The 13,824-nt window shown below is 54.4% G+C and carries 16 protein-coding genes; 9 read left to right on the top strand and 7 right to left on the bottom strand.

Annotation, left to right across the window (positions count from 1 at the left end; translation table 11 throughout):
• Positions 1-300 precede the first annotated feature (300 nt).
• The 4 genes from JQR86_RS24300 to JQR86_RS24285 all read left to right on the top strand — a co-directional run bounded on the left by JQR86_RS24300 (position 301) and on the right by JQR86_RS24285 (position 3,322).
• Positions 301-1,131, top strand: a complete 831-nt coding sequence (locus tag JQR86_RS24300) for a hypothetical protein (protein WP_434155593.1) — start codon at positions 301-303, stop codon at positions 1,129-1,131.
• A 716-nt stretch (positions 1,132-1,847) separates the two neighbouring features.
• Positions 1,848-2,081 carry a DUF7740 domain-containing protein gene (locus tag JQR86_RS24295; RefSeq protein WP_434155591.1) on the top strand — a complete coding sequence of 78 codons (234 nt, stop codon included), beginning with the start codon at positions 1,848-1,850 and terminating at the stop codon, positions 2,079-2,081.
• A gap of 664 nt (positions 2,082-2,745) precedes the next feature.
• Positions 2,746-3,015: a bacteriocin immunity protein gene (locus tag JQR86_RS24290; RefSeq protein ID WP_434155590.1), complete on the top strand. Its 270-nt coding sequence runs from the start codon at positions 2,746-2,748 to the stop codon at positions 3,013-3,015.
• A gap of 46 nt (positions 3,016-3,061) precedes the next feature.
• Positions 3,062-3,322 carry a bacteriocin immunity protein gene (locus JQR86_RS24285; RefSeq protein ID WP_434155589.1) on the top strand — a complete coding sequence of 87 codons (261 nt, stop codon included), beginning with the start codon at positions 3,062-3,064 and terminating at the stop codon, positions 3,320-3,322.
• Positions 3,323-3,511: 189 nt separating this feature from the next.
• On the opposite strand, the gene JQR86_RS24280 is transcribed toward JQR86_RS24285, so the two are convergent.
• Genes JQR86_RS24280 through JQR86_RS24270 form a run of 3 tightly spaced genes read right to left on the bottom strand, consistent with a single transcriptional unit; the run spans position 3,512 to position 5,281 of the window.
• Positions 3,512-3,730, bottom strand: coding sequence for a hypothetical protein (locus tag JQR86_RS24280; RefSeq protein ID WP_434155587.1), 219 nt, complete (start codon positions 3,728-3,730; stop codon positions 3,512-3,514).
• A 56-nt stretch (positions 3,731-3,786) separates the two neighbouring features.
• A complete protein-coding gene (locus JQR86_RS24275) occupies positions 3,787-4,251 on the bottom strand; it encodes a hypothetical protein (protein ID WP_434155586.1) in 465 nt (154 codons plus the stop codon).
• 49 nt (positions 4,252-4,300) lie between these two features.
• A complete protein-coding gene (locus tag JQR86_RS24270) occupies positions 4,301-5,281 on the bottom strand; it encodes a formylglycine-generating enzyme family protein (RefSeq protein ID WP_434155585.1) in 981 nt (326 codons plus the stop codon).
• 68 nt (positions 5,282-5,349) lie between these two features.
• On the opposite strand from JQR86_RS24270, the gene JQR86_RS24265 reads away from it, so the two are divergent.
• Positions 5,350-5,745, top strand: a complete 396-nt coding sequence (locus tag JQR86_RS24265) for a DUF7079 family protein (RefSeq protein ID WP_434155584.1) — start codon at positions 5,350-5,352, stop codon at positions 5,743-5,745.
• Between the two features lie 48 nt (positions 5,746-5,793).
• On the opposite strand, the gene JQR86_RS24260 is transcribed toward JQR86_RS24265, so the two are convergent.
• On the bottom strand, positions 5,794-6,804 hold the full coding sequence (locus JQR86_RS24260) for a formylglycine-generating enzyme family protein (protein WP_434155583.1): 1,011 nt from the start codon (positions 6,802-6,804) through the stop codon (positions 5,794-5,796).
• Between the two features lie 374 nt (positions 6,805-7,178).
• Here JQR86_RS24260 and JQR86_RS24255 point away from each other — a divergent pair, with 374 nt between their 5' ends.
• Positions 7,179-8,141, top strand: a complete 963-nt coding sequence (locus JQR86_RS24255) for a DNA replication terminus site-binding protein (protein WP_434155582.1) — start codon at positions 7,179-7,181, stop codon at positions 8,139-8,141.
• Positions 8,142-8,251: 110 nt separating this feature from the next.
• Here JQR86_RS24255 and JQR86_RS24250 read toward each other — a convergent pair whose 3' ends face one another.
• Positions 8,252-9,550, bottom strand: coding sequence for a sugar MFS transporter (locus tag JQR86_RS24250; RefSeq protein WP_434155581.1), 1,299 nt, complete (start codon positions 9,548-9,550; stop codon positions 8,252-8,254).
• A 250-nt stretch (positions 9,551-9,800) separates the two neighbouring features.
• Here JQR86_RS24250 and JQR86_RS24245 point away from each other — a divergent pair, with 250 nt between their 5' ends.
• Together JQR86_RS24245 and JQR86_RS24240 are read left to right on the top strand one after the other, a co-directional pair.
• The gene (locus JQR86_RS24245) at positions 9,801-10,805 is read left to right on the top strand and encodes an SIS domain-containing protein (protein WP_434155580.1); all 1,005 of its coding nucleotides are present in this window, start codon (positions 9,801-9,803) and stop codon (positions 10,803-10,805) included.
• 11 nt (positions 10,806-10,816) lie between these two features.
• Positions 10,817-11,650, top strand: a complete 834-nt coding sequence (locus tag JQR86_RS24240) for a PfkB family carbohydrate kinase (protein WP_434155579.1) — start codon at positions 10,817-10,819, stop codon at positions 11,648-11,650.
• Positions 11,651-11,665: 15 nt separating this feature from the next.
• Here the strand turns inward: JQR86_RS24240 and JQR86_RS24235 are convergent, their stop codons facing one another.
• Together JQR86_RS24235 and JQR86_RS24230 are read right to left on the bottom strand one after the other, a co-directional pair.
• Complete coding sequence (locus JQR86_RS24235; protein WP_162997748.1) at positions 11,666-12,385, bottom strand: GntR family transcriptional regulator; 720 nt, start codon at positions 12,383-12,385, stop codon at positions 11,666-11,668.
• A gap of 168 nt (positions 12,386-12,553) precedes the next feature.
• Positions 12,554-12,730: a hypothetical protein gene (locus JQR86_RS24230; protein ID WP_434155578.1), complete on the bottom strand. Its 177-nt coding sequence runs from the start codon at positions 12,728-12,730 to the stop codon at positions 12,554-12,556.
• 104 nt (positions 12,731-12,834) lie between these two features.
• On the opposite strand from JQR86_RS24230, the gene JQR86_RS24225 reads away from it, so the two are divergent.
• The gene (locus JQR86_RS24225) at positions 12,835-13,374 is read left to right on the top strand and encodes a hypothetical protein (RefSeq protein WP_434155577.1); all 540 of its coding nucleotides are present in this window, start codon (positions 12,835-12,837) and stop codon (positions 13,372-13,374) included.
• The last annotated feature ends 450 nt before the right edge of the window (positions 13,375-13,824 follow it).

Below are 13,824 nucleotides of genomic sequence, written 5' to 3'. Positions count from 1 at the left end.
AACGTTGCCCCTCTCATGTCAACTTGATCAAAAGGATGAATGGCATCTACCTGTATCAGACCGCATAACCAGGCCTTTGTTTTAGCACCGCGGATCTGGAACTGCAATATGAAGGACTAGCGTAAAGCCAGTACAGTCACGGCAGGCAGACCTCTCGCGGCGTTATTACCCATTCATCCTGCTTACGCATTCCGGCAGATCCGGTTATCGTTGGAAGGCAAGCCGTCTGGTCTATTCAGGATAACCTTGGGGTTGAAAGCTATCCTGTCTAGTAAACAACCTATAAGAAGCGAGACGAATGTGAAGCAAAGAATAACCGCATCGCAGATTGCGCAGCTTAATGCTCAGATTGAGCAACTAACGCTTCGCCGGCAAGAGTTGCTGGACAGTCCCGAATTTCAAAAGGAAAGGGAGTTTGCCGAAAGGGTGAAAGGGCTTATGGCCGACTATGGCTATGATCTAGATGAGCTCAATGACTTTGTTCGGGCGTTGCCGGATGCCCCGTCAGCCTCAGCGCAAAAGGATGATGAAAAACACCCGGCAGCGGCTCGCAAGCGGGGCGATACCACAACGGCTGCAGAGGCCGGGCGGAGTACAAAACGCTCTACGCGCGAGACTGCCGATCAGCCTGTGGCGTCATCCCAAAGCCCTAAGGCCAGGGCTAAGGCACAGCCGGTGCGCAAGTCTCGTACCGCCAACCCAGCAGAACAGGCCAAAGCGACTTCTGAAGAGGGTGGGGCTGTATCTGCCAGTGAGCCCACTGATGAACAGGATATCAGCTCACCGCTGGAAGACGCGCCATCTCAAGAGAATACTGCAGCGCAGCCTGACGCAGTAGCCATCGCTGAATCAGCTGAAAACGAGCAGGCTGATAAGGGGTCGGTTTCCGCCGCCACGGCAGAGAGTGAGACCAATCCGCCAGCCCAACCGGTAAAGCGTACCCGAACGCGAGCCAGCAATAAAACGGGCCAGGCCGCAGATGCGAAGAAAGCCAAGGCTTCCCGGACCTTGGTCAAATACCGAAACCCGCATACCGGTGAGGAGCGAGACGTTAGAACCGCTCGTGCCCGCGAGCTCAAACCCTGGCGGGATGAGTATGGTTCAGACGTTGTTGATCTTTGGCGCGTCTAGCTAGCAACAGGTAGCAGCACAAGGCGGGCTTTGGTCATGTGCCGGTTGTGACCATGTAAGGCACCATACAGATGCCCTATCGCATGCGAAAGGGCATCTGTGCTTTTCCACTGTAGAGGTGGGTAGTTCTGTGGAAAAGTCTGTACGCTGCTTATATTGAGCGGCCCGCAGCTATTGATCAAAAAATGATCAATCCGCTTGAGCAGGTTGAGCCTCGATGTGCTTGGGTGTTCCATCCTTCTTTTAAACCAGGCTCCGGTTTATCTAAGCTTCTTACATTTTATCTTCAATGGAGCTAGGTTACGGCCTTGAGATACAGGCAGATCAAGCCCTTGTACCAGAAAGGGGTATAGGCCAGATGCCGCGTTAGGTGTCGTGATGGGCGTAGCGAGCGTCGGAACCTAGGATGAGGCTATACCAATGGGCCGCCGTAGAAGAGTTAGCCCGTACTGGATGCATGTTCTGGAACCCGTGCTGTACGTCGTCTCCTATCGAGAGATAGTAGCAGGCAAGAGAACCATCCTTGTCCAGGAGAAGCCTTATAAGCAAGGTAGCAGAAAGCCAGACACCAGACTGGTTCAGGAACAGGGGGCCAGAGATAGATTGGCATCCAGACAGGGACCTTTTGGGGCGCTTGATAATGCCAGGGTCCGTTCGATCAACCCGGTACAAGACTAATCGAGCCGCTAAGGCAGAGGTAAAGGAAGGAAATCACATTGCGATTCATTGACGCAGTCCTGTCACTGGGACTCATAGCGGAAATCCACGGCACAGACCGGGCGGTAGCCGAGGCGGCTAAACGATTTTCCAAACAACTACCCAGACGTTACCGGCAGTACATGTTTGACGTCATGAACAGTCCTTCGCCGCTTCGCCATTTAAGGCTATTCATTACCACCCTGCCAGATGACCTCTTCGACCAGCCAGACCAGACCAACGGAGAGGACTAATGAATCTGGCCCGTTACAAACCTATTGGGAAATAGACTTGTACATTTTTGAATTCGGACAAGGGGGATGAGCACAAGCCAAGCATGAAAAGTATGTACTTCCGAATCTGCCCAGGTCGCTCATACGCGCTTGGTAAGGGCTTTGCCTTTGTCGCCCGACAGTAGCGAATCAGTACGGAAAGGTAAGATTTTTCTTTCGCCCTTGTCTTCTATAACTAGATTCTCAAATGCTTGGTGATCTTTCATCTTAAGCGAGGCGAGCTTAACCCATCAGAACATCAGCCAGATGGATCTGTAGGTGCGTGTATACGATGAACAAACGCGAGTGCCTGATGGTGATCCCACAGTGGGTATCTCACGGTCCGCTCGCAAAAGACGCCTCGGTTGTGCGCTATTCCATCCTTAATCGAAACGACCAGCCAGTACGAAGGGTGCTTCCCAGTGAAGATGAATCACGTACAGCGCTTGACCAGGGCGTGCTCTGCTTGAGCAGCGTAAGCCGCTTGATGATGGGAGCAGCGATAGCTGAGTCGAATGGGAAAGCGGCTTTTTGATAACCGGGTGGAGTATATAAACCATTTAAGTGATGGTGGTCATGCCATGCTGTTCCGGTCAGTGGCTGGTAACCAGAGCCCATCGTTCTAAACTAGCAAAGCAGGAATACCATGCGTAAGGAAACGCTTTCTGATTATACCGAGGCTGAATTTCTTCAGCTCTTACACGATATCCATGAAGTAAACGTTTGCAGCGAAGAAGAACATTCTGCCCTGGTAAGGCATTTCGAAATTATATCTGAGCATCCAGACGGCGCTGACCTTATCTACTATCCTGCCTCGGGGCATGGATCACCAGATGAGGTCCTCGAGCAGATCAAGCAATGGCGGGTAGAAACCAAGCTTGCTGGATTCCGGCAGCCTAGATCCAACCAATCATAAGGACCCGCGCAGATAAACCTGGAATCCATGTGCAGGAAGCAGCGATATGATAGAACTCAAAACTAACCTTTCAGACTATACGCAGGATGAATTTCGAGCCCTGCTGGAAGAGATCTGTGCTGCCCAGGGCAGTAATGACTATCAGGACCGGTTGCTGGAGCATTTTGTTCTGGTCACACAACACCCGTTGGGCTCGGATTTGATCTACTACCCTGAGCAGGGCGATGGCTCGCCTGCAGACGTGATCAGGCAGATCATACAATGGCGGACAGAAAGAGGACTCAGCGTTTTCAAAAACACCTGTTAGATATGTGTATAAGGGTTCTGGGCTAGAGGTTCTGTAGCGTCAGCCATTGATTTGTGGTTCCTGGCACCAAAGGATATATCCCGTTTCAAGAAGCCTTTTGAATGGGGGGCTGGAATTCTCTGGACGAGAGAACCGAAAAAACCTCATGGGCTATGTATTCTGGCTTCGTGTGAGCAGCCTTGCCCGGGTCTAGGCTTCTTCGGATGGTGGGGGAGTAAGCATCAAGCCCGCCACCCAGGCCGAAAGCCCCACCGCCAGCGCTACGCCAGATAGCCAGTACGAACCCAGGCCAACCTGGGCAAGCTGTCTTGCAAACAGGGGACTGATGATACCAATGGAAATCCCGGCTACGCCCACCTTGCGCAGGTCCTGGGAGAGCGTTTTGCGTTTGCTGAGAGAAAGCTTCATTGGCGATGCACCTGTTTAGTGTGAGCGCTAGGTCTGTGATAGCGACGGGGCTGATATCAGTGTTTTTGCTGGTACAGCCGAGCCGCGGTCATTCTGAGCATAGAAAAGCAGGTGGCCGGGTCAAGCCCAACCTGTGAGGAGAGTACCCGCATCGCAAGGCAGCCCAGCTCAAAGGCCTTGTCAGGGGTAATCGGCACGATGATGGAACGCCCAGGCGCCTGCATCCTGAGCAGCAACACACCGCGCTCTGGCTGATTCTGCAGCAGCAGTGACTTGGAGCGGTCCTCGCCATGGTTTCTGGCCTCGAATTCAGGTACCAGCCCAGTCACGGCGCAGATGAAAAGCGTGGTCTCACGCGGAGTAACCTGAAAGGTAAGCTTGCTGCTCCAGTCGTAGCCCTCACCTGACTTGTTGGCACCATCCACACTGATGACTGGCTCGCCCGATCGATTCGTTGCAAGCTCGAATTTCAGGGCGCCTGAAGAGGCATAGACGTTGAAGCCGGGATAGTGATTAGTCATGGCGTGCAAGCGTTGGAATGATAATACTCAGGCATAATACATTTGGGTTTTAAAGCTTTTCACTGGACTGTAAAGAGCATCTGAAACTTCGGGTTGGGTAAAAACCCTTTCCCTCACTGGGACGTTTTTTTCGCATAACAGTATAGGCTGAAGCCCAGGGGGAATCTCCTGCCGGAAAGCCACGAGCCACCTTTTCAGTACCTTTCTCAGGGCCGGGAGGATTTAATGCAGGCGACTCACTGTAGTAATTCTCGCTGTACCAGTCGTTGACCCACTCTGTAGCACTCCCAGCAGCCATATATATCCCTAAAGGGTTGGGCGGATAGCTGTCTACAGGCGTTGGCGTAGCGGAGTGCCCCGGTCGGGCATTCCGGTCAGGGAAGTTCTTTCCAATCTTTAGCGTACCGTCACTGGTTGGGTAAAGAATCCTTTTCCCTCTGTCACGCGCTGCAAATTCCCACTGTGCTTCAGTCGGTAAGTCGACGGGATAGCCGCTGAGCTCGCCAATCCAGTTGCAGTAGTCCTTGGCCTGTTGCCAGTCCTTGGTAGGAGCCGGATTCTTAGGAAAATAATAGGTTTTCAAATCCTCACGCTTACGCAGTGCCTCATCAAAAACACCAAGGCCATGGGACTCCCTGAAGAGATCAAAATCCTTCAATGTCGTCTTCTTGCTCGCCATGTAATAGCTGTCCAGCTTGACTGGATGGAGCGGATTGTCTCTACCAGATGTAATGGGACAGAGGTTTTCTGGTTCCTCCCCACAAGGCCAGTCGCACTTCTGCGCTGGGTCAAAATCACAGATCCAGCCAAAGTCGCCCATTTCAAAGTCTCCGCCTTCGACACGGATCATGTCATCAATGGAGCGTACTACCAGAGTAAGGATTTCCTGCTGCTTCTGACTGGAGAGGTCCGGGTATTCCTGTTCAATAGTCTGAGCGATATGCTTGACCCTTTCAGATGAAAGCCTCCTGCTCTCAGGTAAAGAAAGCGAGTCGGAGTGGCAGGCGGTTAAAAGCCCTACGGCAGCCACTAGAAGAGCTGGTTTAAGTATGGTCACATTCGTCCCTGAAGCCACAGCACTAGTATAAGGGTACCATCATGAGCGGTGAGCAAGTGAAGCGCACGCAGGGGTTAAACAGCCTTTGTCTGGAAGACAGGCGGCCTGTGTGGGCGGCTCTTTCAGGCGTCTTTGTCGATAATGAGGTTGACTACCAGCAAATAGCGAAGGCCATTCAGCCCTATGATCTGGACGTTGTAAAAGAGCTATTCTTCTCGGAGGTAGCGCCGGTCTGTTACGGGAATAGCGGCGGGCCTGCACCAGCCGTCTGGACAGCCTTTGACAGCGCCTGGCTTGAGACGCGCATCGAAACCCTGACGGCGGCCAGGCATGGCAGTCTCATCAAACGCCTGAAAGCGACACTCTTGATAGCCTGTTCAAGGCATGTCTTCAAGGACGAATGGAGGAGGATTGAGTCAGCCCGCGCGGCCCTCTAACAAATCGATCCTTCCTAAGGGTACTGTCGAGTATCGCCGAGGCGACGTCTAGATCCTGTGATTCACCTGTATTGAGCATCTGAAGCTACTGGAAAAATAAAAGTATTTGTTTTCGGGATTATTATTTCTGTGGATGATCGTTCTCGCCATGGTTGAGGCGGTTTCATTATTAGGATAGCCCCGGCTAACCTTCTCCGTACCGCTATCTGGACCTCTAGGATTTAATAGAGGTGACTCAAGATAGTAATCCTCGGCATACCAGTCGTTTACCCACTCAGTCGCTCCGCCGGAAACGATATAGAGGCCTAGAGGATTGGGTGGAAAACTATCAACTGCAGTGAAGGCAGGACTTCCTGTTACTCCAGTAAGGCGATTATCCGGAAAATTCTTGCCTATTTTCAAACTACCATCATCAGTTGGAAATAGAACCTTCTTGCCTCTGCTTCGGGCTGCATATTCCCACTGAGCTTCGGTTGGTAAATCTACTGGGTAACCACTCAGCTCCCCGATCCAGGTACAGTAATCCTTGGCTTGCTGCCAGCTTTTTGTAGGAGCGGGAAAATTAGGTTGATAAAGAGCTTTAAGATCTTCTCTGCTACGACGTTTTTGATCGAAAACTTCTAGACCATGAGCTTCCCTGAACAAGTCAAAGTCTTTAAGAGTGGACTTTTTACTGGCTATGTAATAGCTATCAAGCTTAACGTCATGTAGAGAGCTATCGTTGTACCTGGAAATCCGACAAAGGTTTTCAGGCTTTTGCCCGCATGGCCATTCACATGCTTCGCTCTCGTCAACATCGCATATCCAGCCAAAGTCCCCCATTTCAAACTCACCGCCCTCAACATAAATCATCTCATCAATAGAGCGAACCGCAAGAGTTAGGATTTCTTGACGCTTTGAGTTAGAGAGGCTGGGATATTTCTCCTCAATGTTCCGAGCAATAGCCTGCACCTGTTCAGGTAACAGAACGCTGCTTTGGGGAAGCGATGCGGAGCCAGAGTCGCAGGCAGCCAGGAAGCCAAGGCTGATAAGTGAAACAGCCAGAGTACGCACGGTCATGTTCATCCCTGAAATGGCAATCAGGTGAAAGGGTAGCATGTCCTGCGATGGTCAAACCTGTCCTGACGCAAGAGGAAGATAACCGAACCGGCAGGTAGCATCCTGATGAACGTGCCTGGCTTCAGGGAATTGACCAGGCTCTACTACCGATTATGTGCCGAATAAGGTGAAAAAATTATACCACCACTGTATATAAGCTATTGCATCTACACCAATCTCCTCCATTGACCCGTTCTACTGAAGGAAAGAAGAAGGCAAAGGGAATGAAAGGTAAGGAAAGCGGTAGGGGAGGGTACTGCTTCAGTGAAAGGGAGTTGTTGGCTTGGGTTGTACTGTGTTAAGAGGTGGTATAACTTTTCACCCATGGATGCGTCATGTACGAAGCCATCGTTGAAGCCTACCAGGCACTGAACCGACGGGTTATCGACTTTAACGAGCTCTGGCCTGAGTTCGTCGTGGATGGGCATGTCTGGACGCTGCCGGTGCTGACCGAACACCGGGCCCCCGATCTCATAGCAGTCGAGCACCTGTCAGGCCGTGAGGCGATCAACATGGCCGTGCGTGCAATCAGCACCTTCAGGCTTGATGCCGGTCAGGCCCCAGGTACCGTGACGCGGCTGCCCGGCTACTTTCGACTGGACCGGTCGGTACTGGATCAGGTACTGCAGATCAATGCCTGCAAGCAGCGCATACAGGAAGCGCTTGAGGCCGAACGACTGGCCCAGGGCCTTGCTCCCATGATGCGCTCCTCGGTCCTGCGCCGCGCCCTGGGCCATGACATCAACGCCTACCAGCTCCTGCGCACCCTGCACGCCTTTGACGGCAGTCCGCGCAGGATCTCGTTCAACTGGGCAGGGCATACCGGTGGCACCGAGCGGATCACGGTGGGGCGCATCCGTGAGGACCTTGAAGACAGAGCCCAGCGACGCGCTGACCTGCAGCAGGTTCCGCTGGAACAGACACCAGAGCTCATCGAGCTTCGCAGCATCGCGCATCTGGCCGAAAGCGCCGTCCTGATCCACCACAAGACCGTGACACCGCATCCGCGCTGTACGCTCTGGTTCAAGCCCAGGGGCGAACGCTGGGATGCCATGATCAAAGGCAACCTGCCGGTGTTTGTGGTAGGCACTGACAAGGCACTGACGGTAACGCCACTCAAGGACTTCAATCGAACCGTCAGGCGCTCGCGCCGAAGCGACAGCAAGGCGCGACAGGAGGCGCTGGCGGGACGGGACCTGTATCTGCCAGGCAAGACCATACCCCAGCGCCTGGAGGAATCCGCCGCCTCGGTGCCCTCAACCTATCGCCTGGGCGGTATCACCTATCAACTGACCTAACTGCTGGCAAGATCTGCATCTGGCCGCAGGGCTTTGGCAGGCCCTGCGCATCCTTGTCGAGCCTTTGCCTTGCCACTTCCCAGGCATGGCGTGACTGCCCAGGGGCGCCCCTACCGGGTGGTCAGGCTGATGCCCTGCACGGGCAGGACCTGAGCTGACGCAGCGGTTACTCGCGAGCCCTTGAATCCGTAGAAGATCACATACAGGTAACAGAGCAAGGGCATGATAAACGAGACCTGTAGGCCTATTAGATCCGCCACGATTCCCTGGGCCATCGGCACGATTGCAGCACCAACGATGGCCATTACCAGCAGGCTTGATGCCCTGCCTGTAAGCGGCCCCAGCGTTGCGATCCCGAGGGTAAAGATGGTGGGAAACATAATGGCATTAAAAAAGCCGATACTGACCAGGCTCCACATGGCGACCAGACCTTCACTGAACAGCGTGACGATGCAAAGCGCCGCGCAGGCGATGGCGTTAAGGCCCAGAAGACGCCCAGGCGGGATGTACCTCAGTAGCATGGAACCCAACAGGCGACCCACCATGCCAAGCCCCCAGTAGAGGGAAACATAAAAGGCTGCATTGCGCTCCGATACATTACCGATGTGGCTTTGCGAGATGTAGTTGATCAAAAAGCTGGAAATCGCTACCTCAGCGCCCACGTACAAGAACATGGCAACGACCCCCAGACGCACATGTGGCCAGCGCAGCACCTCGCCTAACCGTCCACCGCTCTGCGTGTTGTCTCCAGCATCCTGAAAATCCGGCAGTTTCAGCCTGTAGACCAGAACCGCCAGGGCAAACAAAAGACCTGCCAGCCCCAGATAGGGGAGCTGGACAGCCTGCGCCTGTTCCACCCGATAGGCCAGCTGCTGGGCGGGGCCAAGCTTTGCCAGCTCGGCGACTCCCAGTACCGAGCCTGACAGGATCAACAGGCCACCCAGGGCTGGCGCAACAATACCGCCCAGCGAGTTAAAGGCCTGGGTGAAGTTTAGCCGGCTGGATGCCGTGGCCTCACTGCCGAGGCGACTGGCATAGGGGTTGGCGGACACCTGCAGGAGGGTGATCCCCGTAGATAGCACAAACAAGGCAAGCAGAAACAAGGGATAGGACGGCAGCCGTGCGGCCGGATAGAACAGCAGCGCCCCCGAGCCTGCGATGAAAAGACCGGTGCTGATGGTGCGTTTATAGCCAACGTAGCCAAGCAGTTTTCCTCCAGGAAGCGACATGAGGAAATAGGCACCAAAAAAGGTGAGCTGTACAAGCATTGCCTGGGTATAGCTTAGCGAGAAGACTGCCCGTAGATGAGGTATCAGCACATCGTTAAGGCTGTTGATCATGCCCCACATAAAAAAGATCGTTGTGATAACGATCAATGCGCGCCGGTTGGAAATCGCCTGATGATTCATCTGTCGCGTACCTCATGCTGGCGTATCGGGTACGCCGGGTCGTTATTGGACGATGTCGAGCAAAAGAGGCAGGAATAAAAGCGGGACGGTCTGCCTTGTTGTTATATGCCGTCATATGACATCTCTAAATTAGGCTCAAGATTTCCTAGGTGTCAATAGCTCTCATCTTATTTTCTTGACAAGGCGTTAGACACAGCATAGCTTTGATTTAACTGATGACGTCATATGACGTTATATTGAAGGAGAAACTATGGCACCCTCACGCCCCTTGAATGTTGATGTACAGCTTGCACTTGATGCACTGGGTAACCGCCCTATCGATACCGTCTTCTTTGTTGCCTGTGGCGGCTCGCTGGCGGTGATGCATCCCAACAAGTTCCTGTTTGATCAACACGCTTCAACGCTTCGCGCCGAGTGCTATAACGCCTATGAATTTGTTATGCGCCATCCCAGATCCCTTGGGTCACGTTCGCTGGTCGTTCTTTGCTCGCAAACCGGTACGACCCGCGAAACCGTCAAGGCCGCCGCCTTTGCCCGGGAGCACGGAGCCTTCACGATAGGCGCCACCGAGGACCGTGACTCTGCGCTGGCCAGGGCAGTCGATCAGGTGGTCAAGTACGACGCCCACTATACGACGGGGATCCCGATCGATGCGGCCAATAGTAACTATGCGGTGCTCTACCAACTGGGCGCTGCGCTCATCGACCGGTATGAGGGGCTTGAGCTTTTGCCGTCGCTTTTGCACAGCCTGGACTCCCTTCAGGCCGTGATTGATCGAGCCCTGGATGGGTTTGCCCAGACCGCCGCCTGCTTTGCCGAGCGGTACGCCCAGGAACCGGTCATCTACACGTTGTCCAGCGGCGCGGACTATGGGGCTGCCTATTCCTTTTCGATTTGCGTGCTGATGGAAATGCAGTGGATCCACTCGCAGGCCATTCACGCCAACGAGTTCTTTCATGGACCGTTTGAAGTGGTCGATCCCAATACACCGTTCATACTGCTGCTGGGGCTGGATGATACGCGCCCACTGGAGGAGCGGGCGCAACAGTTCCTGGAGCGACATGGCTCGAAAGACAAGACCCTGGTCCTTGATGCCCGGGCGTTTGACTTCACTGGAATCGACTCCCAGTGGCAAGGCAACCTTGCGCCGCTTGTGTTTTTTGAGCTTCTCTGGTCGTTTGCCTACCAGCTGGCTGAAAGACGTGGACATCCAATGCTGGTCAGCCGGCGCTACATGAAGAAGATTGACTACTGACAGGTAGCCGTATGAAATTGATTGGAATAGGCGATGCGGTCGTGGACATCTATCAGGACCAGCACCGCATGTATCCAGGCGGAAGCGTTGTCAACGTAGCGGTCATGGCCCGACGCTGCGGAGCAGAGCACACTGCCTGGCTGGGCCTGGTTGGTGATGACGCTGCCGGCCAGCACCTGCAGGCCTGCCTGGTGGAGGAAGGCGTTGACATCAGCCGTCACCGCGTCGTCAGGGGGAGCACAGGCGCTGCCTACGTGACGCTCGATGCCCAGGGTGATCGGTGTTTCACAGGCACCAATCATGCGACACGGGTGCAGTCACTGGTTGCGTTGACGCTTAATCAGGACGACCTGACCTATCTGCGTCAGTTTGATGTGGTTCATTCCTGTGTAAGTCTTAACACCAGCCTTGAGCGCGAACTGTCGAAACTTCATGGCCAAACCCTGTCGTTTGATTTCTCCAGTCCTGAATACTGGACATCTGATGACCTGGAGCGCATCTGTCCGCTCCTTGGGTTTGCTTTTTTCTCTGGTAGTGACCTGTCACAGGCCGAAATCAGGACGCTGGTGCGGCGGGTGCATGACCTGGGGGTGGAAGTGGTGGGAGTGACGCGTGCGGAGGCACCTGCCTATTTCTCTTACCGGGGCACAGTAGTGGAGCAACCCGTCTATCCGGCGACTGTAGTGGATACCATGGGCGCTGGAGACTCCTTTATTGCTGCCTTTCTGACCCATTATCTCACCGAGCAGGCAGGGCTTGCCCCGGCGCTGGCCTTTGCCGCCCGGTACGCAGCAGAGGTATGTGGATACCATGGGGCCTTTGGCTATGGTAAGCAGCTTGACTAGGCAAGCGCAGCCGGATCACTCGCTGATGGTGTAGGTGATCCGACTGACAGGTGTAATCATGATCGAGAAACCAAGCGGGATGCGATCCGTATCCTGGGTGAGCTTCTCGATCCGGTAGACCGGGTCTGACGCCTGGCAGCGCAGGCGTTCACACTCATCAGGGCTCGCAAACACAACATTGATGACACGTTCAGTGTGCTCAGGCCTGGCGCCGTGAAGCCGCTGTAGCGACTCATAAAACGAGCGGCCCTGTTCTACTGCTTCCCGCACGCCGGGAAATACAGACTTATTGAAATACAGGTGCTCAAGCGTCAGGGGGTGACCGTCGACTGAAATCAGACGCTCAATGTGAACCACTTCCTCTGCACGGGCTGCGCCCAGGCGGACCTGCGCTGTCCTGTCGGCTGCAGGACAATGGGTGGCCAGTATCTGATAATCCGTTTTTCGGCCGAGTTGAGCCATGCTCTCGGTAAAACCGGTCAGCGAAACAAGCGTCTGGTTGACCTTTTGGTAGATAACCAGCGTACCCTTGCCTCGTACCTTCTTAAGGTAACCTTCGCGGCACAACTCTTCGACTGCACGCCTGACTGTAATCCGGCTGACATTGTGACGTTCACACAGCTGAGGCTCGGCGGGAAGATAGTGACCAACCGGATACTTACCTGCAGTAATAGCCTGTATCAACGCAAACTTTAGTTGATCGTAGAGGGGCAGAGCATTGGCAAGTGACTTCATGGTGAGCTGACCGGCATAACGTAACGGGAGGGTATCACTTTCCTGTTCATCAAGGACATGTCGTAAGAATAAAGACCTGAGCACCCCGTGTCTGCCCGAGAGGCACTGCCGCCGTAAATACCTGAGTGCGGTGGCTCAAGATACCGGTCCCCGCACCGGGCCAGGTGTCTAGTCGGTGCGCATCACCTGAGCACACCTGTCATCTGTGATGATAGCGAACGGGATTTGACTGGCGCCACTGCAGTCAGCGTGCTGGCGCGCACAGGTCAGGCAATGAAGCGCCTCGATCAGTTCCGGCAGAAAGTTCACCTGGTCGAAGGGACCTTGCGGACGGTTTGCTGTCATGCGCTGGGCACCTGTCTGCGAGCGCAAGTGTACGTGCTACCGTCCAGGAAGTGCCGCTGGATGTTTTTTTGCACCAGCTGCCTATTTGCCAACGGTGGTCCACATTGCAACACTCACGCCCCCTGCGGCAAAAGAGTCTGCTGGCAGAACGCGATGTCCCCAACCAACGGGTTGTTATTGCACCGGCTGAAGCGGGAGCCACCTACTTTGACGATACCCGTCAGACGCTTGTATGGCCGGTGCAGGATAACATGCATCAGAACCTGTATCTGGAACTATCCTACACCCGGCACACCGTAGATACGCTGGGATGGCTGGAGCAGTGTGCAGGTCAGCCCTGGGAGCCAGGGCATTTGGTGGTAGTCAAGTACCAGCCTACGCCCAGAGGGCTGGTTGCAGAACCTGTCACGCTTATCGACAGCACCAGGCTGGATACGACGGAGGCCATCAGTTCACTATATTTCAGGCAAGTCCCTAACCAGACGTCTTCGATCACTGCTGATCAGCCACAAACACTGCCGGTGCCTGACCAGCTTGTGCGTCTAACAGCGCCATTGCGCGAATTTTGGCAATGGATAACCTGTCAGGCCGAGAGGGGTATAGGCGTAAGCCACGGGACGATTGTTGCACCACAGCTCGACTGATGGATTGCCAGAGTCAAACCGCTAGGATTCACGGCGTTCTACCGAGACAGCCAGGCAAGTATGGCCACTAACTTCATACGAGCCGGGTATTGCATCATGCAGTATGAACAGGTGTTTGCTGGGAAAGGACAAGAGGAGGAAGGGTCCGCCTCCATAACCTTTCCCAGCAGAGACTAGGCAACGAGACTCTCATACTGGTTGAGATGAGTCACCGCTACCGCCGTGGTCTGAACCGGCACGACAGACAGACAACCCGCTGGCAGGCCCAGGCGCAGCCCAAGATACGCGAGTCGCTGCAGAGCGTCAGCAATCCACGTGCACAACTATCAGGAGCGTCATCTGACGCAGCTTCCGCCAGTTGTAGTTGAAGAGGAGCAGTGTCTAGGCCACCCTCCTGACGCAATACACCTATCTGGCCGACGTAGGGCCGCTGAAGCCGCGCAGCAACCC

The organism is Pseudomonas sp. JZ134 (assembly GCF_051027695.1).
Classification (GTDB): domain Bacteria; phylum Pseudomonadota; class Gammaproteobacteria; order Pseudomonadales; family Pseudomonadaceae; genus Chryseomonas; species Chryseomonas luteola.
The sequence above is the reverse complement of the archived record's forward strand: the minus strand, read 5'-3'. Positions and strand labels throughout refer to the sequence as shown.